Genomic DNA, 26,878 nt, shown 5'->3' on the forward strand with positions numbered 1-26,878 from the left:
CTCAAGCGCCGCGCCGCCGACTACGCACGCCTGCTCATGCGTTACGAGGACCAGTCCGAGCGGGCCGGCGGACCCCTGCCGCCGCAGCTCGTGACCGAACTGACCCGGGCCGCCATGGACGCCGGCGTCTACGCCATCAACATGCCCGCCGAGTGGGGCGGCGCCGGCCTCAGCCTCCTCGACCAGGTCATCGTCGAGGAGGAGTTCGGCAAGGTCACCAACTGCCTGTGGGACATCCCCTGGCGGCCCGCCAACGTCCTCGCCCAGGGCGACGAGCGGCAGCGCGAGAAGTACCTGCTGCCGGTGATCCGCGGGGAGAAGTTCGACGCGTTCGCCGTCACCGAGCCCGGCGCGGGCTCCGACCCGTCCTCCGGCACCTCCACGGCCACCCGCACCGAGGGCGGCTGGCTGCTCAACGGGGAGAAGTGGTTCGTCACCTGTGGCGACATCGCCGACTTCCTGCTGGTGCAGGCGGACGCCGGACCCGAACGGCTGGCCACCCTGTTCTTCGTGGACAAGGCCGCGCCCGGCGTCGAGCTGACCCGGCTGCCGCACTTCATGCACTCCGCGGTCAACGGGCATCCCGAATTCACCTTCACCGACGTCTTCGTGGCCGACGAGGACGTGCTCGGCGGCGTCGGCAACGGCTACGAGCTGACCAAGGAATGGTTCACCGACGAACGCCTGATGATCGCGGCCCGCACCGTCGGCGCGGCCGAACGGGCGCTGCAACTGGCCCGTGACTGGGCGGTGGAGCGGGAGCAGTTCGGGGCGCCGATCGCCTCGTACCAACTGATCCAGGGGATGCTCGCCGACTGCGCCGTCGACATCGCCGTCAACCGCGCCTACACCCACCAGGTCGCCTGGGAGGCCGACCAGCCGTACACCGACCGCAAGACACTGCACGCCAAGGCGTCCACCGCCAAGCTCGCCGCCAGCGAGGCCGCGGGCCGGGTCGCCGACCGCTGTCTGCAGATCTTCGGCGGCCGGGGCTACGACCGCACCTATCCCGTCGAGCGCATGTACCGCGAGCTGCGCGTCGACCGGATCTGGGAGGGCACGTCCGAGATCCAGCGGCTGATCATCGCCAACGAGCTCATCAAGCGCGGCACCGGCGCGCTGGCCCTGCCCACGCACTGACGCCGGCCACCCCTCTCGACGAGCGCACCACCGCCGCCTTCCACCCCTTCACCGCACAGCGAGGACTTCCATGGACTTCCGCCTCACCCCGCGCCAGGAGCAGCTCAAGGCCGACGCGCGCGCCCTCACCGACTTCATCACCGCGTACGAGCTCCCGTGCGAGGAGGACAACGGCCTCCCGGCGAGCGCCCACGCCAAGATCCGCGACGCGGTCCTGGAGGCGGGACTCCAGGCCGTCAACATGCCGGCCGAATGGGGCGGCGCCGGACTCACCATCGCCGAGCAGGTCACCGTGCAGGAGGAACTGGGGCGGCTCACCGGCGCGTTGTGGGACATGGTGTGGCGGCCCGCCAACGCGCTGCGGTTCTGCACCCCCGAGCAGCGCGAGCGCTTCCTCGTCCCGGTGATCAAGGGAGAGCGGCGCGACTGCTACGCGGTCACCGAGCCCGGCGCCGGCTCGGACCCGCAGAACCTGGCCACCACCGCGACCAAGAACGACCAGGGCTGGGTGCTCGACGGGGAGAAGTGGTTCGTCACCGTCGGCGACCACGCCGACTTCATGATCGTGCTCGCCGCGGCGGGCCCGGAGCGCGCGCCGACGCTGTTCCTCGTCGACAAGGACACCCCCGGCATCGAGATGACGCGCGTGCCGCGCTTCATGCACACCTTCGTCTACGAGCACCCCGAGTTCACCTTCACCGACGTCCAGGTCGGCGAGGACGCCGTGCTCGGCGGTATCGGCGAGGGGTACGACATCACCCGCTCGTGGTTCACCGAGGAGCGCCTGATGATCGCGGCCCGTACGACGGGCGCCGCCGAGCGGGCCCTGGAACTGGCCCGTGACTGGGCGGTGGAGCGGGAGCAGTTCGGGGCGCCGATCGCCTCGTACCAGCTGATCCAGGGGATGCTCGCCGACTGCGCCGTCGACATCGCCGTCAACCGCGCCTACACCCACCAGGTCGCCTGGGAGATCGACCAGGCCTCGCCCGAGGACCGCAAGACGCTGCACGCCAAGGCGGCCATCGCCAAGCTCTCCGCGAGCGAGGCCTCCGGCCGTGTCATCGACCGCTGCCTGCAGATCCACGGCGGCCGCGGCTACGACCGCTCGTACGCCGTCGAGCGGCTCTACCGCGAGCTGCGCGTGGACCGGATCTGGGAGGGCACGTCCGAGATCCAGCGGCTGATCATCGCCAACGAGCTCGTCCGGCGCGGGACGGGAGTCCTGGACCTGCCCGTCGCCTGACGCTGACCATGGCCGGGGCCACGCGCCCCGGCCCCTTTACCGGCCCCTTCCCCCGGCCGGATCGGAGAGGAGATCGGATGACCGACATCAAGCGCGTCGGTGTGGTCGGCTGTGGCCTCATGGGCGCGGGCATCGCCGAGGTCTGCGCGCGGGCCGACATGCCGGTGACGGTCGTGGAGCGTGACGCGGAGGCGGCCCGCCGGGGCCGCCTGCGCATCGCCCGCTCGCTCGACCGGGCCGCCGCCCACGGCAGGCTCACCGCCGAACGACGCGAGACGGCCGCGGCCCGGATCACGGTGGTCGACCGGATCGAGGCCCTGCACGACCACGACCTGGTGATCGAGGCCGTGGCGGAGGACGAGGCGCTCAAGCTCGACGTCTTCACCCGCCTCGACGCCGTCGTCACCGGCGACCACACCATCCTCGCGACCAACACCTCCTCGATCCCGGTCATCCGGCTCGCCGCCGCCACCAGCCGCCCCGATCGCGTCGTCGGCGTGCACTTCTTCAACCCCGTGCCGGTGCTGCGCCTGGTCGAACTCGTCCCCTCGCTGCTGACCTCGGCCGACACGGCGGCACGCGCGGAGGCCTTCGTGACCGGCACGCTCGGCAAGGAGGTCGTACGGACCCAGGACCGGGCCGGTTTCATCGTCAACGCGCTGCTCGTCCCGTACCTGCTGGCCGCCGTCCGCATGGTGGAGTCGGGCAGCGCGACCGTCGAGGACATCGACCGGGGCATGGTGCTCGGCTGCGCGCACCCCCTCGGACCGCTGGCCCTGACGGACCTGATCGGCCTGGACACCACCCGCGCCATCGCCGAATCCCTGTACGCCGAGTTCCGCGAGCCGCTCTACTCGCCGCCCCCTCTCCTGTCCCGGATGGTGGAGGCGGGCCTGTTGGGGCGAAAATCGGGGCGGGGCTTCCACACGTACGCCGGCCGGCCGGAGCGCGAGGCGGCGGTACCGCAGGAGCGGCCGTGAGGGAAAATGGTCATGGCGTACGACCGTCGAACGAGGGGAGCCGCAGGGTGTCCAGCAAGGTGCGCACGGCAGACACACGCGAGCGCATCCTGACCGCGGCGTGCGAGGCCATCGCCGAGATCGGTTTCGAGAAGATCAGGATGCGCATGGTCGCCGAGCGGGCCGGTGTGTCGACCGCCCTGCTGCACTACCACTTCGACACACGCGAGAAGCTGTTCACCGAGGCGATGACCCACTCCTTCGCCAACACCGCCGTCGACGTCGAACGCGACGCCGGAACGGCACCGGCCTCGCTCATCCTCGCCCGCATCGTGCGCAGCCTGCTGCCGACCGACCCGGAACTGCGCCAGGACTGGCGCCTGTGGCAGGAACTGTGGGCACGGGCGCTGCGCGACGAGACGACCCGCGTCTTCGCCGTGGACCTGTACGCCCAACTGCACGCCTGGGTGGCCGACGCGGTCCGGCGGGGCATCGCGTCGGGCGAGTTCACCCCGACCGACGTCGACGACCTCAGTACGCTCGTCCTGTCCCTGAGCGACGGATACGGCATCCGCCTGATGCTGCGCGACCCCACCGTCACCCTCGACACGGCGCTCGGTTCCGTCTGGCGCCACATCTCCACCGCACTGGGCCTGCCGGAGGCCATGCCGACCGAGTGACCACGACGGGGCCGGGCAAGCCCGTGCAGGCTGACACCGACCAATTCGGCCTGTGCCATCAGCTCATGACCATGATCAGGGGGATTCATCCATGCGAACTGCCGTCGAACGCCGACGCTTACTGGCCGCCGTGGCCGTCGTGCCCGTGCTGGCCCTCGTTCCGGCCTGCTCGTCCGGTCACAGCGACACCGCCCGCCCAGGTGAAGCACGCCAGGCCGTCGATGCCTATGTCGACGCGCTCAACAGGCGCAGCGCGGACGACCTGATGACGGTCGGCGGCGTGCCCGACGCGGCCTGGTCTCGACGCGAGGCGGCGCGGATCCTCGCCGACAAGGGCGGACGGGGCTGGACCGTCAAGAACGTCCGCATCGAGTACGACTTCGGCCCGGACGTGGGCAGCGCCCGCGTCGAGGCCACGGACAAGAGCGGTCGGGCCGTGCGGGACAGGTTCACCGTCTTGCGCGAGAAGGGCGACTGGCACCTGGTCGTCTTCGAGGACGCCCCCGCGCCGACGAACAAGCCGAGTTCGTCCATCGATCGACCGGCCTGATCTCCTTCGGAGCGGAAGGTCGCCGGCCCTCAGCGGGTCGGCAGTCGCGTACCCACGATCACGCCGAGGTCCGGCGCGAGGCGGAGTTCGGTGGCCCGGAGTTCGGGGTGTTCGAGCCAGTGCAGTCGGGGCCGGTCGGGTGCGCCGTCGAAATGGGGTGGCCAGGTGGTGGCCGGCGTGAAGTCGTCGATCACCACCGTGCCGCCGGCGGCGAGGAGGCGAGCCGGGTCCGCGGCGCCGTCGCCCTTGGCCTGGCCCCCGCCGTCGAGCACGAGCAGGTCGTACGGTCCGTGTTCTTCGACGCGTCGCCAGTCGCCGTGGAGCACCTGGACGTGCGGGCAGTCCCGAAAGAGGTCCGCGGCGATGCGGGCCCGTGCCCGATCCCGTTCGACGCTGATGATCCGGGTGCCCGGGGCCGCACCCGAGACCAGCCAGGCAAGGCCGACACCACAGCCGGTTCCCGTCTCGGCGATGCCGTTCGGGGCCCCGGCGGCCAGCACTTGGAGCAGGCGTCCCTGTTCGGGCCGACAGGAAAACGCGAACCCGTGCCGACGCGCCGCCGCGACGGCCCGCCGCACCAGAACGGGCAGAGTCGTGAAGTCCTGGTAGGCGTCGGTTCCTTGAATCGACATGCGGTGCATTATGGCCGCGCCCGTCGAAGCCGTAACGGTTCGATGTCGGCCTTGCCGAAGTCGCCGGTCGCGAAGGCTTTCGCCGGGATCGTGAAGTACATCGTCCCGGCGTCGCCCCAGCCCCAGCCCAACTCGGCTTCCTCCGCGAGTTGCAGCAGCTGGACGGCGGGACCGTCGGAGTCGCGAGCGGTCACCGGGGAGCCGTGCGAGGTGTCGGGCCAGCCGAAGGCGCGGTGGCGGCCGGCGGTGTTCCCGTCGACGTCGTCCATGGCGGTGAGGATGAGGGAGGGCGCGCCCCAGTGTTCGTCCGGGTCGAAGGCGATGTCGTCGTCCTCGACGTTCGGGTGCGGCTGTCTCGACCGCTCGTGCGGGGTCCGCGGGAATCACTCGGCCCACCTCGGGACCGGAGACGTCCAGAGCGCGAAATGCCTCGTACGGGATGTCCGGGTCGAGGTGGGAGAAGTTGAGCAGGCCGGGGCGCGTGGGTAGTTCGTCCCCGAGCCAGGGCGCGAGGGCGTCGGTGTCGAGGACGGCGTGCAGGGAGAGCGGGACGCCCTGGAGCTCGGGCCAGGCGGTGCCGGGCTCCAGCCGGAAGCCGCGGCGGGACAGGGCCGCGAACTGCCGGCCGGCCTCCTCGCCGAGCCGCTCGGAACACAGGCGACGGACGCCTGCGGGGTCGTCGAACTCCATATCGGCATCCCATCAGCTTCCGCTCGCGGAGGAGGCCGCGGGGTGGGCCGCCGCCTCCTCTCCCGGGCTGGGGCTGTGTCACGCGGCTCCGCTGACCCCGGGGGCGATGAAGCGCCGGTGCAGCGGAGCGAAATCGCTCTCGGGCGTGCCGGTGATGCCGGCCTTCTCGACCGCGGGGGCCAGTCGTTCGGCGAAGAAGGTCTGGAAGGTCTCCTCCGACTCCCAGACGTCGATCACGTGCAACCCGTGGTCGTCGAACCAGGCCACGTGCACCTGGCCGCCCACGGGTGCGACCTCCTCCGACCCCACCGCCTCGCGCACCGTCTCGTACTGCTCAGGGCTCACCCCTGCCCAGCTCATGGACATCACGACAGCCATGTTCCCCTCCTGGTCCCCATCGGGTACGACCCGCCCGCACGGCGGTCACAGGCCGGCGACCGCTTCGGCATCGTCCCGCGGGGGTGCGCCCGGGGCGAAGAGCGTGCGGAGGCGCGGCACGGGAACCCTTCGACCCTCTGCGCCCAGCACACGCTCCTTCTCCCGGTGGGGGCGCCCCTGTCACAGCCCGTTCGTGGCCCGGGCGCGCGCCCTCTCGAACTCGGACAGCGGGTCGCCGTCGACGCGCCAGGGCCAGGCGGTGACCGTGCCGCCGATGGCCTCGAAGACCGGACGGGCCTCGCCTCGCCGTTCGGCGGCCATCAGGGCGTAGGCGAGCAGGTTCAGGTCGGCCAGGGCCGCCGCGTGCTGGAAGAAGTCGGGCCGGGCCCAGTTGCCGGCGGCACGGTCCAGGGCCTGGGCGGCCGTGGCGTGGGTCCAGTGCTTGCGTGCCATGAGCGCCTCGACGCCGCCCAGGGTGAGGACGGAGTGGTACTGCAGCACCTGGGCGGTGAGTTCCGTCGCCGCGCAGGCCGCGTTCTCGGGCGTACGGGCGCGGACGGCGTCGACGAAGTCCAGCACCTGGATGCGCGACCCCATCTCCTCCGGGCCCAGATAGCCCAGCATGCTCAGGTACGCCTCACGATTCCAGCGGTCGCGGTTCAGCACCTCGTTCCACAGGCCGAACACCTCCGACTGATTGCGGCGCTCCAGCCGCGCCAGCCCCAGCAGCACCACCCAGGGAGTGGGATCCGCCGGCGCGAGTTCGGCGGCCCGGAAGCAGCTCTTGGCGATGGCATCAGCATCCTCCAGGTTCCCCTGGGAGCGTCCGCGTACGAGATGCGCCCAGGCGAACAGCACGAGCGCACTCACGTTGCCCGGCTCACGCGTGGCCCAGGCCCGAGGCACGTGCGACTCGGACAGGCTGAACGCCAGGACGGACAGCTGGTGCGTACGACGGTCCCAGTCGACCGTCTCCTGGTCCAGGAGACGGGATATCTGGGCCGTACACAGATCCGTCGTCGCGATCGTGCCTGTGCTGGTTGTCGCCTGGAGCGACTTCAGCAGCCGCTTGAGGGCGACGTCGTCCAGCTCGGGGGCGAGGCGTGCCCTTCTGCGGCGACTTGAGAGAAATGCCATGTCCGGAGGCTAGAGGTGATCAGCGGGCGCGCAAGGTGTGCGCCGCGATCGTTATCCATTGCACGTGTCACTGTGCCCTACTCGCTCGTACGGCGAGACGTGTGCACGCGCCACCCATCATTCCCGGGGGTTCCGGCCCCCCGAGCGAGCCATGAGTGTCGTGACCTCTTCGCCGATGACGTCCCAGGCCGTGGTGTGCAGGGAGCCGATCTCCGTGCCCCGCAGAGCGTCGAGGACCTGCTCGGTGTCGGGGTCGCCATCGGCGTCGTACACGGTGCTGTCGCTGATCACCTCGTAGCCGTCGCGAACGGCGACACGAAGGCGGGTGCGTCCCCCCTCGTCGTCGGCGTGCAGGGCGGTGGCGACGACCAGGGGCGGCTCCCCGCCGGCCTCGCCGGAGAGCTTGCGGTACCCGCTGGCTATCGGTTCCTTCCAGTGGAGGCTGAGCAGGACGTGGCGCTTGGCCACGACCTCGGCCAGGTCGGTCTCGTAGAGGGAGCGCGCTCCGAGCACCGTGCATCGGGCGTCCAGTACGAGGGCCGGGGGCAGCAGGCAGCGCAGTGTGCTGCCGACGAGGTTGCCGCCGACCGTCGCGGTACGGCGCACGGCTCCCGTCCCCACCGAGGCCGCCGCCCGTCGCAGCACCTCCGGCAGGGGATCGCCGATCTGATTCAGCATCACGGCGGCCCCCAGCGTCTCATGCCCGACGACGTTGGCCTCCGGCACGTCACGCAGCGAAACGGCCTGGTCGGGAAAGCCGTCGCGCTGCCAGGCGGCCCACACGAGGGTGGCGCCGCCGATCGGCACCGCCCCCTCGGAGAGGCACTCCTGCGCTTCGGACACGGACTTGGGGAGACGCAACAGCACGGGAGCGGACCTGCTTTCCTCGAACGCTGGGCCATGCGGGACGCATTGACTCAGCCAGATGACCGCCGACATGGCGCATTCTGCCCACGCACGCGGGGGCGCATACAGGGCTCACCGTTGCCCACGAAGCGCCCATCGGGCGGCCGGCGCCCAGGCCGGGGCGCTCCGCGTTGACATTATGCAGGCATCTACCTGCATAATGGAGGTGCGAGCCTCGCGGCCGGACGCTGCGCGAGCGATCAGCGCCATGAAGAACAGGCAGAGGAGTACGTCATGACCGATGCATCCACATCCGTACCGGCCTACGTCTACGTGACCTACATCCGCGCGAGCGCGGAGCAGGTGTGGCAGGCACTGACCGACGCGGACCTGACGGCGCGCTACTGGGGACACGCCAACGTTTCGGACTGGCGGCCCGGCTCGTCCTGGGAGCACCGGCGCGTCGACGGGTCGGGTGCCGTCGATGTCGTCGGTGAGGTGCTCAAGGCCGAGCCCCCCACGCGCCTGGTGATCACCTTCGAGGACTCGCCGGACGCCGAACCGTCGAGGGAGCCGTCGGTGGTGACCTTCCTCGTGGAGCCGCACCAGGACATCGTCCGCCTCACGGTGACCCACGAGAACCTGCCCAACCCGGACATGCTCAAGGGCATTTCGCACGGCTGGCCGGCCGTGCTGGCGAACCTCAAGTCGCTGCTGGAGACCGGTGACGTCCTCCCGCAGGCGCCGTGGGAGATGTACCGCGCGCACACGTGAGACGGCAGTCGCCCCAGCCCTTCGCGTATCCGTTCCGCCTCCCTCCGCGCACGTCCGCAGAAAGAAGAGACACGATGGACACCACCAAGCTTCGGGACGCCTACGGTGCCCTGCTGGACGCCGCCGCCACGGTGGCCGACTCCGGTGACACGCCGCCCGTGCCGCCGGCCGGAGAGTGGAACGCCGACCAGATCCTGGCGCACGTCTCCCTGATCAACGCCGCCACCATCACCGCGGTGTCCTCCGTCGCCTCGGGCGCGGTCACCGCGTACGACAACCGTGCCGCGCTCGACACCTGGACCCTCGAACGCGTCATCGCGCTCGCCGGTGGCAACGCGGGGCTCCGGGACCGCATCCGCATCCAGGCGGACGCCCTGTGCGCCCTCGGCGGTCCGATGCTGAGCGACGCGGAACTCGACGCCGTGCTGCCCACCCTGCTCCTGTCCGACGACAAGCTCCTGCTCGATCGGCCCGTGCCGCTCAGGGACCTCCTCGCGGGCCTCGCGGAGGTGGAGCTCCCCGGTCATACGCGGCAGCTCCTGAGCCTGCTGCCGTAGGGCGGCCCGGGCAGCCGCCGGCCCTGACCGCGCTGCGCGGCGAGGCCCTCGTGGACGTCATCGCCTGCCTCCAAGTCACCTGTTCGGATCAAGAGCCGTGGCACGGTCGAGTCAGGACCCGGGGCACGGTCGCGTCCGAGGCCAGGGCCGTGATCCCAGGTCTTCGCGGGCCTGAGCGGCGGGTGTTGAGGTGTGCCGCCCCGAGGGTGTGCTGATGCGGCGGCCGCGCGGCGGTGTGACGCTCAGGGTGTCCCGTCTCGCGATGGATGCACAGCAGCGAGGTCAGCATGTCCAAGGCCACTGGAACCGCCAAGCTCCGACTCGACCCGACCGTGTGGAGCGGACTCGAAGACGCCGGAATCACCGTCACCGCGGTGGCGCCGGCCGCACCGCTCGACGACTCGACCGTCCCCGGCGCGCACTTCACCGTGGGCAGCGCGGAGGTGAGCGCGATCGGCAAGGGGTACGCCGGCTTCGAGGGCGGGCTACGGCTGGAGGACGCCGCCGGAGCCTTCATCGAGCTGACCGACCCTCAAGGGACGCTTCCCGCCGGGAAGGTCGTGTTCGCGGTCAAGACGAGCGCGGACAGCAGCAGGCAGCGCATCGAGGCGTTCGGCTACTCCCTGCTCAAGTCCCTCAGGGCCAACGCCTTGGAGACGTCGTTCAGCGTCGAGGACACCGACCTGAAGGTGACGTCCGACTTCGCCGCCCTTCTCTCCGACGTCCTCGACGGAGCCGTGGTGGACGCCGGTTCCGTCTTCGCCACGGCGTCGGCCCACTTCACCTTCAAGCCGAACCGTCTCTGACCGGCACGTCCCGCCGTTGGCCGGGCCCATGTCGCCCGGCAACCGGCCGGGTGCCCGACCCTGCCTGTCTCAGCGGATCATCGTACCCTGGAGTGAGTTGGGGATGATTGCGGAACGGACAGTGCCCGCCGTGTGGTGCCCGCTCCCCTCGGCGATTCACCCGTCGTGGCAGCGGATCCACGAGGACGCGGTCGACTGGATGATGCGCATGCGGCTGTACCGGTCCCCGGCCCAGCTGTCGCGCAACGCCTCCTCCGGCGCGGGTGAGTTGGCCTCCCGCGTCGCGGCGGACGCCGACGAGGAGCCCATACGACTCTACGCGCACTTCCTCATATGGCTGTTCTCCTTCGACGACGAGTGGTGCAGCGAGGGCCGCTACGGTGCCAGCCCCGAGGAGTTGGCCGTACTCGCCGCCCGGCTGCTGCGGGTGGCCGAGACACCCGAGCCCGAGCGGATGTTCGGCGACGAACCGTGGACCACCGCGCTGCGGGACATCCGGTCGCGCCTCGCCTGCGTCGCCTCCGACACCCAGATCGCCCGCTGGGCGCACGCGATGCGGATGTACCTGTTCGGTCAGGTGTGGGAGGCCGGGCTTCGGGCGAAGGGGCTGGTCCCCGACCTCAACGACTACATGGCCATGCGCATCCACTCCGGCGGGCTCGGCCCCTGCGCGGCCCTGCTCGACGTCCTGCACGGTCAGGAAGCCACCCCGGCCGAACTCCACCGACCCGAGGTCAAGGCGCTGACCGAGATGATGTCCATCATGGTGGGGGTCGACAACGACATCATCTCCCAGCACAAGGAGTCCCGCCGCAGCACCCAACCGCTGCGCCTCCTCAACGTCCTGACGCACCATCACCAACTCAGCCAGGACGAGGCGGTCGAGGAAGTCATCGCCCTGCGGGACCAGGTGCTGACCCGGTATCTGGTGCTTCGGCGCGACACCGACCAGGACGCCGCCCCCGGCCTCGCCGCGTACCTGACGGGCCTGGACCGATGGATCCGCGCCAACCTCGACTGGTCGTACACCTGCGCCCGCTACATCCACCCCGAAGATCCCGTCACCATGCCGTGCGCCACGCTCGCGGCCCCGCGCCCCGGCCCCGCCCGCGAACGCCTGTGTGTCCCCTCCATCAGCTGGTGGTGGACGTGAACGCCACGGATGCGGCACTGAATCCCGGCACTTGGACGGTGCCGCGCCATCTGCTGGGAGGGCCGCATGAACATGAATGACCTCCGCCGTACGCTCCGGCGGTCCACCTGCGGTCGCGAGCCGTCCGGGACGCCGGACGAGGTTCCCGTGGTGGCGTTCCCCATGCCCGTCCCCGCGATGTCGCCGGCCACGGCGTCCTCGGGTCCGAAGGCCGCCGCGCTTCGCGCGCGGCTCGCCCAGACCCTGACGGCGGCGGACCCATGGAGCGGCCGGTCGGCGCTGCCGACCCACCTCCTCACCGCCGCGGGACTCGCGGCACGACTGCGGGAGGAACTCGGCGTGAGCGTGTCCGGGGCGTCGGTCGAGGCGTCCGCCGAACCGGCCGACACACCCGGCCTCTCCGACTTCCGTACGCGCACGCTGCCCCTGACCGCCTGCCAGACGCTCGCCGAGGGCCTGGGCGTCCTGGGCCGCGCCGTCATGGACCTGGCTCACACTCCGCTCGGCGCGCATGACGCGGCGGCCGAACTGGCCGCCCTGCGGCAGGCGATGGAGTACTGGGCGGACGTCGCGGGAGTCGGCTCGGCCGAGACGGAGATCCGGCCGTCGCGCACCGCATCTCTGCCTCCCACCGAGGCCGAGGGGGAACCCCCGCTGGGTGCGGGGGCGGAGCGATGGTTCATCGGTCACCACTGCCGCTTCTTCCTGGAAGCGACCGCCGCCGCTCTCCTCACCCGCGCCGTCACCCATGTACGGCGCCGGCAGCCCGAACGCGCCGCGGACGCCCTGACGCAGGCGACCGTGTGCGTCCAGGGCATGCCCGCCGCCGTCGCCCACGCCTGCGCCCTGCCGGCGGCGCAGCACGGCGACGAGACCACACCCCCCGAACCGGACAGCCCCGCCCAACCGCGGCCCCTGAGCGGGCGGACGCACCTCACCTACCGCCACTACCGGCAGGCACTCGCCCGAGTCCTCACGGAACTGCCCACGCCCGCCGCGGAACTCCGCGACCGGCACCCCGCCCTGGCCCACGCCCGGACCGGCCTGCTCCACGCCGACCTCATCGACGGCGAGCGCCACGTCCACATCGCCTACACCCTGCTGGGTACGGCCCGCTCTTCGGCCCAGCACCCCGGCGCCCCCACCAACGCCGTCACGGAGCTACGCCGCATCAGCCACTACCGCGCCCGCCAGTACGCTCCGCTGCTGCGCCCGGCCGACCGCTCCTGACCCTCACCGGTGGGGCGTTCACTCGTCGGCCCGGACGAAGACGGGCTTGAGGTGTCTTTCCGGCAGCGCGGTCGGCAGGTCCTCCCAGTCGATGATGTGGGAGACGACCCGTTCGGGCGCGACCTTGCCGGAGGCGGCCAGGGCCAGGGCGTCGGGAATGTGGGCGCGTACGTTGTCGCGGGCGACGCGCAGCGTGACGCCGGTGAGGTACATGTCGAGCAGGGGCAGTTCGCCGGGGCGGAAGTGATTGCCCGCGCTCTCGCAGATCCCCTCCGGGGCAAGGCACTTGACGGCCAGGGCGAGTTGGTCGACACGGCCTGTGGCCTCCACGGCGATGTCGAAGCCTTGCGGGATCGGTTCCAGGACTTCGGCGGTGGCGGCCCCGAAGGCACGGGCGAGGGCACGGTGTTCGGGCTCGGGATCGACGTAGAGCACGTCGGAGGCGCCGAGCGCGCGGGCGATGTCGCACACGTACAGGCCGATGCTGCCGCGGGCGACGACCAGCACCCGGGCTCCCGGGCGCGCCTGGAGATGGGGCGCGACCAGGCGCCGGGCCAGGGACCAGTTGTCACTGGCCGAGGCCATGGCGACCGGGTCGAGGCCGCTCGGCAGCGGCACCAGCATGGCGTCGGCGTAGGGCACCCGGACCAGGTCGGAGAAGAGACCGCCCCAGTCGCCGCCGATCGGTGCGCCGTACATCGCCATGTACGGCACGGCGGTGCAGTGCGCGGTCAGTCCTGCCCGACAGCGGTCGCAGGTACCGCAGTTGATGGACCAGGGCACCACGACCAGGTCGTCGGGGGCCACGGCGGTGACGGCGTCGCCGGTCTCCACGACCGTGGCGACGCACTCGTGCCCGAGGGCGAAGGGCGGCTCGACGAAGCCGTGACCGGCCAGGATCGAGGAGTCCACGTCGCAGGGGGTCGCGGCCACCGGCGCGACGATCGCCTCCCGCGCGGACCGGAGCTTCGGGTCGGGTGCCTCGCGCCATGCGACCGTGCGCCGGGCGACGTAGGTCAGCTCACGCATCGCTCTTGCCCGCCTCGCCTCGCCCGGCCAGGGCGACGAGGTCGGCGTGGCGGATGACGGAGCCGCCCGCGCCCCATGTGCCGTCGGGCTGTTCGTGCACCAGCACCCACACCCGCAGGGCGTCGTCCGGGGTGAGTCCGGCGGCGGCCAGTACGGTCCGCGTCGCCTCCTCGACCAAGCCGGCCTTGCGGCGCTCGGACAGGGCGCCCTGCGGGACGGTGGCCTCCACCAGGAAGCGGGGCGCGTCGTCCTCGGCGGTGGTCTGCGCGCCCTCCGGCAGCTCGACGAGGTAGCTCCACGCCTGGGCGCGGAAGAACGCGGTGTCCGGTGCGCCCTCCCAGCGCAGCAGCACCGAGGCGAGGTCGCGCTGAACACTGTGGCGGCCCTGTTCGGTCAGGGCGCCGGCCGGGGCGGTGAGCCGGATCGACGGCATGGGCGTGCCTCTCTTCCGTTCGTTCGACGGCGTACGAGGTCTATGACACTCGTTATAGACGGCGGTCACGCTAGACTATGACGGTCGTTATAGCCAGTGGGGTCGGAAGGGATCGCGTACGTGACACAGCCCAGCCGGACGGCGCGCGAGCGGATCGTGGCCGGTGCGGCCGACATGATCAGTCGGCGCGGCCTGAACGCGACGAGCATCCGTGAGACGGCCAAGCACGCCCGGGCGCCGCTCGGCTCGACGTACCACTACTTCCCCGAGGGCAAGCAGCAGCTGGCCACCGAGGCCGTCCGGTACACGGGAGACCTCATCGCCCGCAGCCTGCGCAAGGAGCTCGAAGCCGGTCCGGTCGCCGGATTGCGCGCCTTCCTCGGCCTGTGGCGCAAGATCGTGGTCGACACCGACTTCCGGGCCGGCTGCCCCGTCCTAGCCGTCTCCATCGAGGAGCCCCCCACCGACGAGACGCCCGCCGCTCTGCTCGCCGCCGCCGCCGTCTTCGAGGAATGGGAGAGCCTGCTGGCCGCCTCACTGCGCGACCACGGCGCCGAGCCCGAGGAAGCGGCACAGCTCGCGACCCTCATCGTCGCGGCCGTCGAGGGAACGGTCGCCATGTGCCGAGCCAAGCGCAGCACACAGCCCCTCGACCGCACCGCCGAGCAGTTGCAGGCGCTCATTCTCAGACTGTGCCGCTGAGCGCAATCCAAATCGGCGCCGCCGACGTACAGGAGGTAGGGCCACTCTCGTGCCGCCGAGAGCCGCGCGAGACGATGGAGGAAGGGGCGTGTCCATCATGCGAGCACACAGCGTGAGGCGTCTCGTCGCGGCGTCCGCGGCCGGCCTGGTGATGGCCGGCGGCGCCGCCGTCGGCGCGGCGGGTACGGCGGAGGCGGCAGCCCCCGCCGTGCACACCCGGGTGACCACCGACTCGTGCTTCGGCCACGACGACTGGCGCTGCTTCAACCGCGGCGGGTTCGGCTTCAACCACGGTGGGTTCGGCTTCGGCCGGCCCGGGTTCTGCTTCAACCACCCCGGGTTCTGCTTCAACAACGGCTTCAACAACGGCTTCGGCCACCGCTTCGACCACCGCTTCGATCACCGCTTCAACAACGGATCCTTCGTGATCATCTTGGTCCGATAGCCGTGTCGCACGGCGTCCTGCGGCAGGACCGTGCGCAGGACACCGCGGGGATCACCGGGTTCTGACGTTTCCACGGCCCGTCCCACTCCGGGACGGGCCGTTCCGCATGCCGCAGTGGCCCTCGTCGCGGTCCCCGCCGCCCCGCCTCATGCCACCCGACCTGGGGCAACAGTCCACTCGGGTGGTCCGCGCCGCAAACGGCAGCCGTGGGCGGCGCGGGTCCGGGGGACCGGCCTGCGACCAGCGTTTAATCGCGCCGGAGAACCGTTACGCCGGGCGCGGAGCTCCGAGCCATGCCCCCAGCGCGCGAGGGAGATTTGCCATGAGCGGCAACAAGGAGTTGCCCGCACCGTCCGGTCCGTACCTGGACAGTGGAGCGCTGCCCGCCGACTTCTACGCCTTCGAGGAGCTGCTGTCGGACGCGGAGCGGGAGAAGATCGAGACCGTCCGTGCGTTCCTCCGTACGAAGGCCGCCCCGATCGTCGACGACTACTGGTCCCGGGCCGAGTTCCCCTTCCAGCTGGTCGAGGGCTTCGGCGGGCTCGGTCTGCTGAACTTTGCCGACCCGGACTCCTCGGAATCCAAGCCGGGCAACCTCTTCGCGGGGTTCCTCGCGCTGGAACTCGGGCACGCCGACGCGTCGTTGGCGACGTTCTTCGGCGTGCACTCTGGTCTGGCCATGGGCACCATCATCAGCTGCGGCTCCGAGGAGCAGAAGCGGCGGTGGCTGCCCGCGATGAGCCGCTTCGAGAAGATCGGCGCGTTCGCGTTGACCGAGCCGCACGGCGGCTCCGACGTGGCCGGCGGACTGCTGACGACCGCGCGGCGCGACGGCGACGGATGGATCCTCGACGGATCCAAGCGGTGGATCGGCAACGCCACGTTCGCCGACCTGGTCGTCGTCTGGGCCCGCGATGTCGAGACGAAGCACGTCCTCGGGTTCGTCGTGGAGAAGGACACCCCCGGGTTCACCGCGACGAAGATCGAGAACAAGATGGCGCTGCGGATCGTGCAGAACGCCGACATCGTCCTCGACAACTGCCGTGTTCCGGAGGCCAACCGGCTGCAGAACGCGAACTCGTTCAAGGACACCGCCGAGATCCTGCGCCGGACGCGCAGCGGGGTGGCGTGGCAGTCGGTGGGAGTGATGTTCGGCGCCTACGAGATCGCCCTGGAGTACTCGAAGGTGCGCGAGCAGTTCGGGCGCCCGATCGGGAGCTTCCAGCTCGTGCAGGACCTGCTGGTGAAGATGCTCGGCAACGCCACGGCCTCGTGCGGGATGGTGACGCGCCTGGCCCAGCTGCAGGACGCCGGGGTCTACCGGGACGAGCAGTCCGCCCTGGCCAAGGCCTACTGCACCGTGCGGATGCGCGAGAGCGTGGGGTGGGCGCGGGAGCTCCTGGCCGGCAACGGCATCGTTCTCGACTACCAGGTCGGCCGCTTCGTCGCCGACGCCGAGGCCCTCTACTCGTACGAAGGCACTCGGGAGATCCAGACCCTGATCGTCGGGCGTGCCGTCACCGGCGGCCTGAGCGCCTTCGTGAGGTGACGACGATGACGACCGAATCCGTGTTCACCGGCCTGAAGGTGCTCGACGTGTCGAGCTTCATCGCGGGTCCCGCCGCGGCCACCGTGCTCTCCGACTTCGGAGCGGAGGTCATCAAGGTCGAGCCGCCGGGACAGGGCGACCCCCAGCGGCGGCTGAGTTCCCTGCCGCCCAGCCCCCGCGCACAGGCCAACTACAGCTGGCACCTCGCCAACCGCAACAAGCGCGGCATGGTCATCGACCTGAAGTCCCCGGCGGGCACCAGGATCCTCAAGCGCCTCGTCGAGTGGGCCGACGTCGTCATCACCAACTTCCCGCACGGCACACGCGAGAAGCTGCACCTCGGCTACGACGAGGTCTCGGGCTGGAACCCGAAGGTCGTCTACGCCGACATCACGGGTTTCGGGGACGCCGGTCCCGACGCCACGCAGCCGGGCTTCGACCTGACCGCCTACTGGTCGCGCAGCGGGCTGCTGGCCTCCACCCGCGACGCGGGAGCCCCGCCGACGGTGCCCGTGTGGGGCAGCGGCGACTACATGTCCGGCATCGCGATCTACGCGGCGATCGTGACCGCCCTGTACCGCCGCGAGCGGACGGGGCTGGGGAGCAGTGTCGGGACGTCGCTGCTCGCCGCGGGTGTCTGGGCCACGGGAACGCTGGTGTCCGGAGCGCTCGCGAACGGCACGCCGTTCCAGCTCCATGACCGCAAGGCGCCGGTCAACCCGTTGGTCAACCCCTACACGACCTCGGACGGCGAGTGGTTCATGCTGGTCGCCTCACCTCAGCACTGGCCCGGTCTGACGCGGGCCATCGGGCACCCCGACCTGCTGGGGGACCCCCGGTTCGCGGACGTCGAGGGCTTCGCCAAGAACTCCGCCGTACTGTCCCAGCTGCTCGACACCGAGTTCCGCGCGCGGCCCTTCGCCCACTGGCAGGACGTACTGGACCAGGAGCGCATCACCTACAGCCTCATCCAGACGCCGGAGGAGACCGCGCGGGATCCACAGCTGCGCGCCAACGACATCGTCGTTCCGCTGGAAGGGGTCAGCGGGCTGGAGTACACCGTCAACAGCCCGGTCAACCTGCGAGGCGTCCCGAAGGTCCCGGCCAAGCGGGCACCGGACCTGGGCGAGCACAACGACCAGATCCTCGCCGAGCTGGGATTCGGGGCCGACGAGATCGAGGAGCTGCGGACCGAGGGAGCGATCCCCGCGGCGACGGAAGCGGGGGCTTCGGGATGAGCCCGGCGCCCGTGGCGGCCGAGGCACCGCTGCACGGGCCCCGCCGCGGCGTGCCGACCGTACGCATGCCGTCCCCGTCCCCGTACCGTTCGCGTCCGACTCGCAGGAGCAGTGGCCAGCCATGAATGCGCACAGACCCGTCTACCGCGTGGCGATCGTCGGGACCGGCACCATCGGTGCCAGCTGGGCGACGCACTATCTCGTCCGGGGCTTCGACGTGACGGCCACGGACCCCGCCCCCACCGCGGAGGAGGCCTTGCGGTCGTACGTGGCGGCGGCCTGGGACGCGGCCGCCTCGATCGGGCTCGCGCCCGGAGCCTCGCCCGATCGACTGAGCTTCACCGCGGACATGCGCGAGGCGGTCGGGGACGCCGACTTCGTCCAGGAGAACGCGCCGGAGCGACCCGAGCTCAAGGTCAAGCTGTTCGCCGACATCGACGACGCCACGCCGCCGGGCGCGATCATCGCGTCGAGTTCGTCGGGCATCACGATGAGCGCCATCCAGGCCGGGTGCCGGCGCCCGGAGCGGACCGTCATCGGTCACCCCTTCAACCCCCCGCACATCGTCCCGCTGGTCGAGGTCGTCGGCGGAACGAAGACCGCTCCGGAGACGATCCGGGAGGCCATGGCGTTCTACGCCGCGATCGGCAAGAAGCCGATCCACCTGAAAAAGGAGCTGCCCGGGCACGTCGCCAACCGGATCCAGGCCGCGCTGTACCGCGAGGTCGTCTACCTGGTCCAGCAGGGCGTGCTGGACGTGGCGGACTCCGACGACGCGGTGTCCTGGGGGCCGGGGCTCCGCTGGGGCGTCATGGGGCCCCATCTGCTGTGGCATCTCGGTGGGGGAGCGGGCGGCATCCAGCACTTCATGGAGACCCTCATGCCGCGGATGGTGCAGTCCTGGCAGGACCTGGGCACCCCCGAGTTCACGCCGGAGCTCGGGGAAACGATCGTCAACGGCGTGCTGGCGGAGGCGGACGGCCACTCCGTGGACGAACTCGCCGCCCGGCGCGACGCGATGCTCTCGGCCCTGCTGGCCGTGCGCGCCGAGCACGATCCGTCCGGACCGCGCGGCGCCGCGGCCGACCGCCCCGGGAAGGACGCACCGTGACGCGCGGCCAGGAGAGACTGTTCGTCCTTGAGGCCAGCAGCGGCGGCCGCCTGTTCTCCGTGAACCCCGACGGCTCCGACAAGAAGGTGATCGTCTCCGGGTGCCGGATCCCCGACGGGGTCGCCGTCGATGTCGCCGCCGGGCACGTCTACTGGACGAACATGGGTGTTCCCGCGGAGAACGACGGCTCGATCGAGCGCGTGGACCTGGACGGGGGCGACCGGACGACGATCGTCCCCAGCGGCGGCACGCACACGCCGAAGCAACTCCACTTCGACGCCGTCGGGCGGAAGTTGTACTGGGGCGACCGCGAGGGCATGCGCGTGATGCGCTGTGACCTCGACGGCTCGAACGTCGAGATCCTCGTACAGACGGGACAGGGCGCGGACGACCAGCGGGACGAGACCAAGTGGTGCGTAGGAGTCGCCGTCGACCCGGCCGCAGGTCACCTCTACTGGTCCCAGAAGGGCCCGAGTGACGCGGGGCTCGGGAGGATCCTGCGGGCCGGGATCGACCTGCCGGCCGGACAGAGCCCGGCCGAACGCGGCGACATCGAGGTGCTGTTCGACGGCCTGCCGGAGCCGATCGACCTGGAGTTCGACCTCGCGGAGCGCACGCTGTACTGGACGGACCGCGGGGACCCGCCGCGGGGCAACACCGTGAGCCGCGCGCCGATGGACTCGCCGGACGGGCCCGGGACTCCCGAGATCCTGGTGACCCACCTCATGGAGGGCATCGGCCTCGCCCTCGATCCGGACGACGGCCACATGTACGTGACCGACCTGGCCGGGAACATCTACGCGGCCGACCTCGACGGGTCGAACCAGAAGGAGATCCTCCTCCTGCAGGGCAACCTCACCGGCATCGCCCGTGCCGTGCTGCCGGTCTGACCGTCACCTACCGAGCCGCGGGCTTCGTACAGGGCGCATGCGGTGTACGGGCCGCCGCCAGCTCCAGCAGTTCGTCGACCGACCACTGGTCGTAGGCGTGCTCGCCGTACTTGGCGGCGAGCACGCAGCCGTCGGGTGCGATGAGGAAGTCGGCGGGAAGGCCGAGCCGGCCGCCGTGCGGGCGGTTCGCGGGCAGGCGCTCCCGCCCGCGGGCCACTTGCCACGAGCCGCTGACGACCGCCCGGACGACCGGCCCCCAGACGCGCGGGTCGAGCAGGGCGCGGGTCGACCGCTCCACACCGAACTCCACGTACAGCCGCTTGTCGGGGTCGGCGACGACGGCGAACGGGATGTCGGCGGTGTGGGGCCGGAGTTCGTCGGCGGGAGAGTGGAAGACGACGACCTCGCGGACTCCGGCGGCCGCTATCTCCTCGTGTCGTCGTACCACCGACCGCAGGTGCAGATTGCACACCGGGCAGCCGGCGAACCGTCGGAACTGGACGTGGACCAGCCGGTCGGGGTCGGGAACGGCGACTTCGGCACCGGAGACGGCGGCGAGACGTCGCTCGCTCACGGTGGAGCCGGGCCGCATCGGGCCGTGGGACACAGACATGGACGTTCCCCCTCTGTAAGCGTACGGCATACGCCTACCAGTGTAGGCGTATGCCGTACGCTGTCAACCGTCATGCCACGACCACGTTCCCTCACCCAGACTCGGCTGGCCTCGGCCGCGCTCGCCGTCCTCGACCGCGACGGGCTCGCCGGACTGTCGATGCGCGCCGTCGCCCAGGAACTCGGCATGAGCACCATGGGTCTTTATCGATACGTCGATGACCGTGAGGAACTGGAAAGGCTCGTGGTCGAGCACGTGTTGAGCGCCGTGGACACCGAGCCGCCCGGCCCCGGCACGTCATGGCGCGAACAGATCGAGGTCATGGCGCGACGCCTGCGCGACGCCGTGGGCGCCCACCCCGCGGTCGTCCCCCTCACCATCACCCACCGCCACCGCTCCCTCGCGGGGCTGCGCTGGTCGGAGACCGTGCTCGCCATCCTCACCGGGGCGGGGATCGAGGGCGAGCGACGGGTCATCGCCCTGCGCGGACTGCTCAGTTACGTCATCGGCGCGATCCAGCTCGAACACCTCGGGGCGCTGTCCGGCCCGGGCACGGTCGCCATCGCCGAGTTGCCGCCCGAGGAGTTCCCGTACATGAGCGAGACCGCCCGGCACGCCCGAAAGGTCGGCGCGGACCGGGAGTTTTTGGGAGGGCTCGCCATGCTGCTCGACGGCCTCGGCGGCCCCGGCGCGTGAGCCGCCGCTTCAGGCGGCGGATGAGCCCCTCGGATGACGGGTCGGTTCGCCGGAGGCCAGCCACCGCCAGCGTCGGCGCTCCGTGACGAGGGTGACGACGGCCGTCAGGGTCACGAGGCCCGCCGCCCACACAGGCCAGGCCAGCCACGAGGAAGTCACGGCCGCGACGAGTTGGAGAAGCACCAGAAGGATCGTGACCCAGCCCGGTACCGCGATGATCACATGCGCCTTGTCACCCGGGGTGGAGAAGCACGTGGGAAGGCCGATCAGAACCACCACGGACAGCACGGCGAGCAGCCACGAGTGGCCGGCCAGCGCCCAGGGAGTCGCCACCCAGGCGACGAGTTCCACCGCGAAGCGCAGAACGGACGCGGTGCGGTCGTCGGGCCGCGCCGAAATCGTTTCCCCAGCAGTGTCGGTCACCCGCGGACGATCTCACGGCCCGCGCCCAACGGCCAAGAGCCGGGGCGCCGTTGTCCGCCTCCTCGATCTTGAGCGGGACGGGCTCGTCGCCCGTAGGATCTACCCCGAAGCGCCGGTCCGGGTGAAGAGCCGAGTGAGGCCTGATGGGGGACAGTGAACACTGAGCCGTCGCTGCGCGAGGCGGTCGACTCGGGATCGCCGGCGCTGGTCGAGGCCGTACTGCAGGACGAGGTGCTGTGGTATCAACGCCGGTCCGAACTGCTGGAGATGAGGGATCTCGCCCGGCACTGGCACACCACCGGCGCCGAGGCGGAGCTGCGGCGCCGCACGGGTGCGGAGGGTGCCGTCGCTCGTACCCGGGTCCAGGACGGCGAGTTCCACTACGTCGACGAGCTCTCCCTGGGCGGGCTGACCGTGCGCGACGGGCACGCGGCGATCCTCACGTACCTGGAGCCGAAGCTCTGCATCCGGACCTCCTTCGAGGAACTGATGGAGCGCGCGTTGGCCCACCCCGACCAGGAGCACGCCGTGTGGGCGCAGTCCACCATTCTTCTGGCCCACCGCCGCGACCAGGAGACCTGGAAGGCCGCCGTGGCGTTGCGGGGCCATGCCGACCCCATCCACCGGCTGTTCGGCGCCGAGGTGGCGCGGCTGACGCATCTCTTCGACGGGAGCGAGGAGGACCCGTTCGCCGGGCCCGCCCTGGAGCTCTTCGTCGACTGGTCGAGCCAGGAGAATGATGTCGGCGTGCTCACCCAGGTGTTGGCCGGTGTCTCCGAGCATGGCGACCCGCGAGCCGACGCGGCCCTCCTGCCGTACGCCGGTCATCCCGACGTCCGGATACGGCGCGCGGTGGCCTCCGGCTTCAACAGATGGGTGCCGGCCTTTTCCGCCGCCGCACGGGAGGCCTTGCTGGCACACATGACCGACCCGGACTCGATGGTGCGGGAACTGGCCTGCCGCACGGTCGCGGACGCCAAGGACCGCGATCCCGCTCTCGCCGACGCCATGGCCGCTCTGCTGGGCGACGCGGAGCCCGAGGTCAGGGGAGCGGCCGTGTACGGGCTCGCCCGCCACGACGACGAGCGGTGCGTGGCGGGGGCACGGGACCTCCGCCCGGTACCGCCCGGCAGCGCACTGGAGCACTACCTGGATCAGGTGTGGCGGTACGAGATGCGCCGAGACGGCCGCTGACCGGTTCGCAACCGCGTGGATCAGGGCGCGAAGGTCACCGGGTGGCCGGTGTGACTCCCCGGCTGGCCCGTCTGTGCTGTCGCCGCCGCGCCGTCGAGGCCCGAGCCGGGCGGGAGCGGCTGCTCCGCCCAGATCGTCTTGCCCCGCTTGTGGTAGCGGGTGCCCCACAGGTTGGCGAGCTGCGCGACCATGAACAGTCCGCGTCCTCCCTCGTCGGTGTCCAGGGCGCGCCGGATGTGCGGGGACGTGCTGCTGCCGTCGGAGACTTCGCAGATCAGGCTGCGGTCGCGGATCAGCCGCAGGGTGATGGGGGACGTGCCGTAGCGGATCGCGTTGGTGACCAGCTCACTGGCCAGCAGTTCGGTGGTGAAGGCCAGGTCGTCCAAGCCCCATGCGGCCAGTCTCCGCGTCACCAGCCCACGTGCCCGGCCGGCCGACTCGGGTTCGGCGGGCAGCTCCCAGGACGCCTGGCGCTCGGGACTCAGGGCGCGCACCCGCGCCAGCAGCAGGGCCACGTCCTCCTGGAGGTGGTCCGGGAGAAGGCCACGCAGGATCTCGTCGCAGAGACCGTCGAGCCCTTCGGGCCGGCCGGCATCCTCCGCGCCCGAGGCCGGTCGGCGCGAGGACAGCGTCGAACGGAGCCGCGTCAGGGTCTCGTCGCTGCCGGCACAGGGCTTGCTCGGCCGCACCGTGTGCAGGATCAGGATGTCGCCGTCGGCGATCGAGACGTGCGCGTATTCGAACGGCATGCTGCTCGTGCCCAGCGGCGCGCCCAGGGGGACGTCGATGGGCTTCACCTCTCCGCCGGTGGCCAGCAGAGCCGGCGAGGGGTGGCCCGCGCTCGCCAGGGCGCAGGACCCCGTGATCGGGTCGAAGATCGCGTAGAGACACGTGAGCGACCGCTTGTCGGCGTCCGGTGCGCTGCCCTGCTCGTCAAGGAGCCGCTTGACCTGGTCGTCCAGATGCGTCAGCACTTCCTCGGGCGGGTAGTCCAGCTCGGCCAGAGTGCGCACGGCAGTCCGCAGCCGGGCCATCGTGACCGCGGCGTGCAGCCCGGGACCCCCGGCATCGCCCACCACCAGCCCCACGCGCGCACCCGACAAGGGGATGACGTCGAACCACGCGCCGCCCAGCACCACCTGCCCGCTCGCCGGCAGATAGCGCGACGCGCTCTCCACGCAGCCGAGAACCGGCAGGTGCTGCGGCAGCAGACTGCGCTGCAGCGCGGTGGCCGTGGCGCGTTCGCGGCTGTAACGGCTCGCGTTGTCGATGCAGATCCCCGCCCGCGTCACGAACTCCTCGGCCAGCAGGACGTCGTCGGCCTCGAAGGGATGCACGCGGGCGAAGCGCGCGAACACCGCCGCACCCAACGCGGCACCGCGCGCGTACATCGGGACCACCAGCCAGGAATGGACCCCGCGCGCGAGGACCTCCGCGGCCTGCGGCACCTCCACTCTCGCCAGCTGCTCATCCAGCTCAGGGCCGGTCAGCAGCAGCGGTCTGCCCAGGGTGAAGGCGCGGAGGGTGGCCGACTCGGACACGGCGGCGAAGGGGTCGACCTCGCCCACACCGATCGCCATGGCGGAGCGTTCCCCGGGCAGTATCGTCTCGGCGGCCCGCCGGAGCGGCATCGTGTCCGGGATCGGCCCGCTCAGCGGTTCCCCGCCGGCGAAGACCGGCTCCAGCAGATTCACAAAAGCGAAGTCGGCGAACCATGGCACGGTCACATCGGTGAGTTCCTTGGCGGTGTGCAGGACATCCAGCGTGCTGCCGATGCGGGCACTCGCCGCGTTCACCAGGTCCAGCCGCTCCCGCGCCCGGGCCTCCTCGGTGGTGTCGAACACCATGTGGGCCAGCGCGACCACCTCGCCGAAGCTGCTGCGCAGGGGCAGGATGCTCTCCGACCACACCCTGTCGCGGTCCGGTTCCCTGGGGTCACGGCCGCGCACCTCGGTACCGATCATCGGCTTGCCGCTGGCGAAGACCTGCCTCTGGCGCTCCTCCAGCGAATCGGCGTCCAGCAGCCCGGGCGGAGCCACCTCCCGCATGGTGCGACCGATGATGCTGTCGGCGAAGCCCGGGGCACGGCTGCTCGAACGGTTCTGGGCCAGGAACCGCAGCCGCGAGTCGAAGACGTCGATGATGAACGGCGACTCGGTGAACAGGCCCCTCATGAGTGCCTGCCGCAGTTCGTACTGGCGCAGCGCGTCCGCGCTCTCGGCCTGGACGAGCCATTGCTCCGCGTCGTCGCGTGCGGCGCAGTGCGCCCACATCACGACCCCCACCGCGTGGCCGTCCCGGTGTCGCAGCCTTGCCGCGCCGAGAAAGACGGAACCCCCGGTGGGGCGGAGGTCCGCGATCCGCTCCGCGTCGCTCCGGGTACTCAGCAGACTCACCGCGGGCAGCCCCCGCGCCTGGGGTGCGGTGTAGCCGAGCAGGCGCTCCGCCCCGGGGCTCCAGTTGACCACCACGCCCCGTGCGTCCACGACGGCAAACGCGTCCCCCCGAGGCTGCACCAGGATGTCAGCAAACATCGCGTCGCACCGTCCGTAGTCCGTGCCACCCGGAGCGTCACGCCCGAGGCACCTACAGGTGAATTGTCCCTCCCCCCATGATCTGTGGCACCCACTGCCCGCCGCACACACGGCGGAGCTCTTTCCCGGGTGCCGTGGGTCCGCGTCGATCGCCCCCCTGGCATTGTCTGTGGGGTGGAGCTACGTCACCTCTCCGGATTCGTCGCCGTCGCCGAGGAACTGCACTTCGGGCGGGCCGCCGAGCGACTGCACATCGCCCAGTCGCCGCTCAGCCAGCAGATCCGGCTGCTCGAACGCGACCTCGGGGTCAAGCTCTTCGACCGGACCACCCGCTCCGTGCGCCTCACCGCCGCCGGGCAGGCGCTGCTGGAGCCCGCCAGGCACCTGCTGGCCGAGGCGTCCGCCGTGCGCCGCACCGTGCAGGCCGCCCATCTGGGCGAGGTCGGCCGGGTCACGATCGGCTTCGCCGGCGCCAGCAGCTACTCGGCGCTGCCCCTGCTCACCCGGGCCGTCACCTCCGAACTCCCCGGTATCGAGCTGGTCCTGGAAGGCCAGACGTACACCGGCGAGGCCCTCGGCCGGATCGCGGACGGCTCCCTGGACGTCGGCTTCGTGGCCCTGCCGGTGCGGCGCGGGATCAGTACCCGAGTGGTGCGGATGGAGCGGCTCCTGCTCGCACTGCCCGACAGCCATCCGCTCGCGCAACGGGCCGAGGTCACGTTCGCCGACCTGGCGCACGAGCCGTTCGTGACCTTCCCCGTCGCCCGCGGGTCCGCGGTGCGCGAGGCCATGGTGCAGGCCTGCCACGAGGTCGGGTTCGCGCCGCGGATCGTCCAGGAGGCCCCCGACTCGTACAACCTGCTGGCCCTGGTGGGCGCCGGGGTGGGTCTCGCCGTCGTGGTCGAGTCGGCGCGAGCCATCCGCCTGGAGCAGGTGGTGTTCCGGCCACTGGTGGGGGACGACGTGCCGGTGCTGCCGATCGCCCTGGGCTGGCGGACGGGCAATCCCTCGGCGGCCCTCAAGGCGGTGCTGCGCGTCGCCGAGCGCGTGCTGCCCACCCCGCGCGACTACCAGAATTATGACGGATGACGTCTCACCGGTGGGGCCTTTTGGTCTTGGACATGTCCTAATCCGGGAGGGCACAGTGTCCTGCATCCCGCCCATGACCGGGGACGGCCGCTCGGCCCCGACGTCCCGGCGGGATCTGCCGCTACGAGAGGACGCTCGTCATGCAGCAAGACACCCC

Annotated in this window: 29 protein-coding genes; 19 read left to right on the forward strand and 10 right to left on the reverse strand. The window is 71.2% G+C overall.

The genetic code is table 11. The features are described 5' to 3' along the window. The 5 genes from IPZ69_RS38740 to IPZ69_RS38760 all read left to right on the forward strand — a co-directional run. On the forward strand, positions 1 to 1,140 hold a 1,140-nt coding region (locus IPZ69_RS38740; protein WP_235459420.1), incomplete at its 5' end, for an acyl-CoA dehydrogenase family protein. A gap of 70 nt (positions 1,141 to 1,210) precedes the next feature. Then, on the forward strand, positions 1,211 to 2,383 hold the full coding sequence (locus IPZ69_RS38745) for an acyl-CoA dehydrogenase family protein (RefSeq protein ID WP_235459421.1): 1,173 nt from the start codon (positions 1,211 to 1,213) through the stop codon (positions 2,381 to 2,383). A gap of 77 nt (positions 2,384 to 2,460) precedes the next feature. Beyond that, positions 2,461 to 3,363, forward strand: coding sequence for a 3-hydroxybutyryl-CoA dehydrogenase (locus tag IPZ69_RS38750; protein ID WP_235459422.1), 903 nt, complete (start codon positions 2,461 to 2,463; stop codon positions 3,361 to 3,363). 47 nt (positions 3,364 to 3,410) lie between these two features. Next, complete coding sequence (locus tag IPZ69_RS38755; RefSeq protein ID WP_235459423.1) at positions 3,411 to 4,022, forward strand: TetR/AcrR family transcriptional regulator; 612 nt, start codon at positions 3,411 to 3,413, stop codon at positions 4,020 to 4,022. Positions 4,023 to 4,113: 91 nt separating this feature from the next. Next, positions 4,114 to 4,572: a hypothetical protein gene (locus IPZ69_RS38760; RefSeq protein WP_235459424.1), complete on the forward strand. Its 459-nt coding sequence runs from the start codon at positions 4,114 to 4,116 to the stop codon at positions 4,570 to 4,572. A 29-nt stretch (positions 4,573 to 4,601) separates the two neighbouring features. Here the strand turns inward: IPZ69_RS38760 and IPZ69_RS38765 are convergent, their stop codons facing one another. The 5 genes from IPZ69_RS38765 to IPZ69_RS38785 all read right to left on the reverse strand — a co-directional run bounded on the left by IPZ69_RS38765 (position 4,602) and on the right by IPZ69_RS38785 (position 8,276). Continuing rightward, complete coding sequence (locus IPZ69_RS38765; RefSeq protein ID WP_235459425.1) at positions 4,602 to 5,204, reverse strand: O-methyltransferase; 603 nt, start codon at positions 5,202 to 5,204, stop codon at positions 4,602 to 4,604. 8 nt (positions 5,205 to 5,212) lie between these two features. After that, a complete protein-coding gene (locus IPZ69_RS38770) occupies positions 5,213 to 5,473 on the reverse strand; it encodes a DUF1963 domain-containing protein (RefSeq protein ID WP_235459426.1) in 261 nt (86 codons plus the stop codon). 499 nt (positions 5,474 to 5,972) lie between these two features. Next, entirely contained in the window at positions 5,973 to 6,272 is a 300-nt protein-coding gene (locus tag IPZ69_RS38775) for a hypothetical protein (RefSeq protein WP_235459427.1), read from the reverse strand. Between the two features lie 180 nt (positions 6,273 to 6,452). Then, a complete protein-coding gene (locus IPZ69_RS38780) occupies positions 6,453 to 7,409 on the reverse strand; it encodes a hypothetical protein (RefSeq protein WP_235459428.1) in 957 nt (318 codons plus the stop codon). A 117-nt stretch (positions 7,410 to 7,526) separates the two neighbouring features. Continuing rightward, complete coding sequence (locus IPZ69_RS38785) at positions 7,527 to 8,276, reverse strand: FAD binding domain-containing protein (protein WP_235459429.1); 750 nt, start codon at positions 8,274 to 8,276, stop codon at positions 7,527 to 7,529. A gap of 273 nt (positions 8,277 to 8,549) precedes the next feature. Here IPZ69_RS38785 and IPZ69_RS38790 point away from each other — a divergent pair, with 273 nt between their 5' ends. From IPZ69_RS38790 to IPZ69_RS38810, 5 genes are all read left to right on the forward strand, one after another. Continuing rightward, the gene (locus IPZ69_RS38790) at positions 8,550 to 9,029 is read left to right on the forward strand and encodes an SRPBCC family protein (RefSeq protein ID WP_308407588.1); all 480 of its coding nucleotides are present in this window, start codon (positions 8,550 to 8,552) and stop codon (positions 9,027 to 9,029) included. A gap of 74 nt (positions 9,030 to 9,103) precedes the next feature. After that, positions 9,104 to 9,586 carry a hypothetical protein gene (locus IPZ69_RS38795; RefSeq protein WP_235459430.1) on the forward strand — a complete coding sequence of 161 codons (483 nt, stop codon included), beginning with the start codon at positions 9,104 to 9,106 and terminating at the stop codon, positions 9,584 to 9,586. A 287-nt stretch (positions 9,587 to 9,873) separates the two neighbouring features. After that, the gene (locus IPZ69_RS38800) at positions 9,874 to 10,392 is read left to right on the forward strand and encodes a hypothetical protein (protein WP_235459431.1); all 519 of its coding nucleotides are present in this window, start codon (positions 9,874 to 9,876) and stop codon (positions 10,390 to 10,392) included. A gap of 103 nt (positions 10,393 to 10,495) precedes the next feature. Further along, the gene (locus IPZ69_RS38805) at positions 10,496 to 11,545 is read left to right on the forward strand and encodes a terpene synthase family protein (RefSeq protein ID WP_235459432.1); all 1,050 of its coding nucleotides are present in this window, start codon (positions 10,496 to 10,498) and stop codon (positions 11,543 to 11,545) included. 66 nt (positions 11,546 to 11,611) lie between these two features. Next, complete coding sequence (locus IPZ69_RS38810) at positions 11,612 to 12,775, forward strand: hypothetical protein (protein WP_235459433.1); 1,164 nt, start codon at positions 11,612 to 11,614, stop codon at positions 12,773 to 12,775. A gap of 18 nt (positions 12,776 to 12,793) precedes the next feature. Here IPZ69_RS38810 and IPZ69_RS38815 read toward each other — a convergent pair whose 3' ends face one another. Beyond that, positions 12,794 to 13,804 carry a zinc-dependent alcohol dehydrogenase gene (locus IPZ69_RS38815; RefSeq protein ID WP_235459434.1) on the reverse strand — a complete coding sequence of 337 codons (1,011 nt, stop codon included), beginning with the start codon at positions 13,802 to 13,804 and terminating at the stop codon, positions 12,794 to 12,796. Then, positions 13,797 to 14,237 carry a tautomerase family protein gene (locus IPZ69_RS38820; protein ID WP_235459435.1) on the reverse strand — a complete coding sequence of 147 codons (441 nt, stop codon included), beginning with the start codon at positions 14,235 to 14,237 and terminating at the stop codon, positions 13,797 to 13,799. The genes IPZ69_RS38815 and IPZ69_RS38820 overlap by 8 nt, the downstream gene beginning before the upstream one ends. A gap of 120 nt (positions 14,238 to 14,357) precedes the next feature. Between IPZ69_RS38820 and IPZ69_RS38825 the strand changes: the two genes are divergently transcribed. The 6 genes from IPZ69_RS38825 (at position 14,358) to IPZ69_RS38850 (ending at position 20,172) form a co-directional block, all read left to right on the forward strand. After that, positions 14,358 to 14,939: a TetR/AcrR family transcriptional regulator gene (locus IPZ69_RS38825; RefSeq protein WP_235459436.1), complete on the forward strand. Its 582-nt coding sequence runs from the start codon at positions 14,358 to 14,360 to the stop codon at positions 14,937 to 14,939. Positions 14,940 to 15,036: 97 nt separating this feature from the next. Continuing rightward, complete coding sequence (locus tag IPZ69_RS38830) at positions 15,037 to 15,384, forward strand: hypothetical protein (RefSeq protein WP_235459437.1); 348 nt, start codon at positions 15,037 to 15,039, stop codon at positions 15,382 to 15,384. A gap of 322 nt (positions 15,385 to 15,706) precedes the next feature. Then, a complete protein-coding gene (locus tag IPZ69_RS38835) occupies positions 15,707 to 16,933 on the forward strand; it encodes an acyl-CoA dehydrogenase family protein (RefSeq protein ID WP_235459438.1) in 1,227 nt (408 codons plus the stop codon). Positions 16,934 to 16,938: 5 nt separating this feature from the next. Further along, the gene (locus tag IPZ69_RS38840) at positions 16,939 to 18,171 is read left to right on the forward strand and encodes a CaiB/BaiF CoA transferase family protein (protein ID WP_235459439.1); all 1,233 of its coding nucleotides are present in this window, start codon (positions 16,939 to 16,941) and stop codon (positions 18,169 to 18,171) included. Between the two features lie 121 nt (positions 18,172 to 18,292). Continuing rightward, positions 18,293 to 19,282, forward strand: coding sequence for a 3-hydroxyacyl-CoA dehydrogenase NAD-binding domain-containing protein (locus IPZ69_RS38845; RefSeq protein WP_235459440.1), 990 nt, complete (start codon positions 18,293 to 18,295; stop codon positions 19,280 to 19,282). Then, the gene (locus IPZ69_RS38850; RefSeq protein ID WP_235459441.1) at positions 19,279 to 20,172 is read left to right on the forward strand and encodes a 3-hydroxyacyl-CoA dehydrogenase; all 894 of its coding nucleotides are present in this window, start codon (positions 19,279 to 19,281) and stop codon (positions 20,170 to 20,172) included. Before IPZ69_RS38845 ends, IPZ69_RS38850 begins: the two co-directional genes overlap by 4 nt. Before the next feature lie 7 nt (positions 20,173 to 20,179). On the opposite strand, the gene IPZ69_RS38855 is transcribed toward IPZ69_RS38850, so the two are convergent. Continuing rightward, a complete protein-coding gene (locus tag IPZ69_RS38855) occupies positions 20,180 to 20,785 on the reverse strand; it encodes a peroxiredoxin-like family protein (protein WP_235459442.1) in 606 nt (201 codons plus the stop codon). Positions 20,786 to 20,857: 72 nt separating this feature from the next. Between IPZ69_RS38855 and IPZ69_RS38860 the strand changes: the two genes are divergently transcribed. Then, positions 20,858 to 21,481 (forward strand): TetR/AcrR family transcriptional regulator, encoded by a 624-nt coding sequence (locus IPZ69_RS38860; protein WP_235459443.1) that lies wholly within the window; start codon positions 20,858 to 20,860, stop codon positions 21,479 to 21,481. A 9-nt stretch (positions 21,482 to 21,490) separates the two neighbouring features. Here IPZ69_RS38860 and IPZ69_RS38865 read toward each other — a convergent pair whose 3' ends face one another. After that, a complete protein-coding gene (locus IPZ69_RS38865) occupies positions 21,491 to 21,904 on the reverse strand; it encodes a hypothetical protein (protein WP_235459444.1) in 414 nt (137 codons plus the stop codon). 153 nt (positions 21,905 to 22,057) lie between these two features. Here IPZ69_RS38865 and IPZ69_RS38870 point away from each other — a divergent pair, with 153 nt between their 5' ends. Further along, positions 22,058 to 23,098 (forward strand): HEAT repeat domain-containing protein, encoded by a 1,041-nt coding sequence (locus IPZ69_RS38870; RefSeq protein ID WP_235459445.1) that lies wholly within the window; start codon positions 22,058 to 22,060, stop codon positions 23,096 to 23,098. Between the two features lie 20 nt (positions 23,099 to 23,118). Here IPZ69_RS38870 and IPZ69_RS38875 read toward each other — a convergent pair whose 3' ends face one another. After that, on the reverse strand, positions 23,119 to 25,632 hold the full coding sequence (locus tag IPZ69_RS38875; protein ID WP_235459446.1) for a SpoIIE family protein phosphatase: 2,514 nt from the start codon (positions 25,630 to 25,632) through the stop codon (positions 23,119 to 23,121). Between the two features lie 174 nt (positions 25,633 to 25,806). Between IPZ69_RS38875 and IPZ69_RS38880 the strand changes: the two genes are divergently transcribed. Then, a complete protein-coding gene (locus tag IPZ69_RS38880) occupies positions 25,807 to 26,721 on the forward strand; it encodes a LysR family transcriptional regulator (protein ID WP_235459447.1) in 915 nt (304 codons plus the stop codon). The last annotated feature ends 157 nt before the right edge of the window (positions 26,722 to 26,878 follow it).

Source organism: Streptomyces olivochromogenes (assembly GCF_021538895.1).
GTDB lineage: Bacteria > Actinomycetota > Actinomycetes > Streptomycetales > Streptomycetaceae > Streptomyces > Streptomyces olivochromogenes_A.

Coding starts and splice junctions, on each gene's coding strand:
- IPZ69_RS38775 (WP_235459427.1), bottom strand. CDS start 6,272: ATGGCTGTCGTGATGTCCATGAGCTGGGCAGGGGTGAGCCCTGAGCAG.
- IPZ69_RS38810 (WP_235459433.1), top strand. CDS start 11,612: ATGAACATGAATGACCTCCGCCGTACGCTCCGGCGGTCCACCTGCGGT.
- IPZ69_RS38875 (WP_235459446.1), bottom strand. CDS start 25,632: ATGTTTGCTGACATCCTGGTGCAGCCTCGGGGGGACGCGTTTGCCGTC.
- IPZ69_RS38745 (WP_235459421.1), top strand. CDS start 1,211: ATGGACTTCCGCCTCACCCCGCGCCAGGAGCAGCTCAAGGCCGACGCG.
- IPZ69_RS38845 (WP_235459440.1), top strand. CDS start 18,293: ATGAATGCGCACAGACCCGTCTACCGCGTGGCGATCGTCGGGACCGGC.
- IPZ69_RS38760 (WP_235459424.1), top strand. CDS start 4,114: ATGCGAACTGCCGTCGAACGCCGACGCTTACTGGCCGCCGTGGCCGTC.
- IPZ69_RS38750 (WP_235459422.1), top strand. CDS start 2,461: ATGACCGACATCAAGCGCGTCGGTGTGGTCGGCTGTGGCCTCATGGGC.
- IPZ69_RS38805 (WP_235459432.1), top strand. CDS start 10,496: ATGATTGCGGAACGGACAGTGCCCGCCGTGTGGTGCCCGCTCCCCTCG.
- IPZ69_RS38790 (WP_308407588.1), top strand. CDS start 8,550: ATGACCGATGCATCCACATCCGTACCGGCCTACGTCTACGTGACCTAC.
- IPZ69_RS38820 (WP_235459435.1), bottom strand. CDS start 14,237: ATGCCGTCGATCCGGCTCACCGCCCCGGCCGGCGCCCTGACCGAACAG.
- IPZ69_RS38815 (WP_235459434.1), bottom strand. CDS start 13,804: ATGCGTGAGCTGACCTACGTCGCCCGGCGCACGGTCGCATGGCGCGAG.
- IPZ69_RS38770 (WP_235459426.1), bottom strand. CDS start 5,473: ATGGACGACGTCGACGGGAACACCGCCGGCCGCCACCGCGCCTTCGGC.
- IPZ69_RS38855 (WP_235459442.1), bottom strand. CDS start 20,785: ATGTCTGTGTCCCACGGCCCGATGCGGCCCGGCTCCACCGTGAGCGAG.
- IPZ69_RS38780 (WP_235459428.1), bottom strand. CDS start 7,409: ATGGCATTTCTCTCAAGTCGCCGCAGAAGGGCACGCCTCGCCCCCGAG.
- IPZ69_RS38860 (WP_235459443.1), top strand. CDS start 20,858: ATGCCACGACCACGTTCCCTCACCCAGACTCGGCTGGCCTCGGCCGCG.
- IPZ69_RS38835 (WP_235459438.1), top strand. CDS start 15,707: ATGAGCGGCAACAAGGAGTTGCCCGCACCGTCCGGTCCGTACCTGGAC.
- IPZ69_RS38840 (WP_235459439.1), top strand. CDS start 16,939: ATGACGACCGAATCCGTGTTCACCGGCCTGAAGGTGCTCGACGTGTCG.
- IPZ69_RS38795 (WP_235459430.1), top strand. CDS start 9,104: ATGGACACCACCAAGCTTCGGGACGCCTACGGTGCCCTGCTGGACGCC.
- IPZ69_RS38800 (WP_235459431.1), top strand. CDS start 9,874: ATGTCCAAGGCCACTGGAACCGCCAAGCTCCGACTCGACCCGACCGTG.
- IPZ69_RS38765 (WP_235459425.1), bottom strand. CDS start 5,204: ATGTCGATTCAAGGAACCGACGCCTACCAGGACTTCACGACTCTGCCC.
- IPZ69_RS38830 (WP_235459437.1), top strand. CDS start 15,037: ATGCGAGCACACAGCGTGAGGCGTCTCGTCGCGGCGTCCGCGGCCGGC.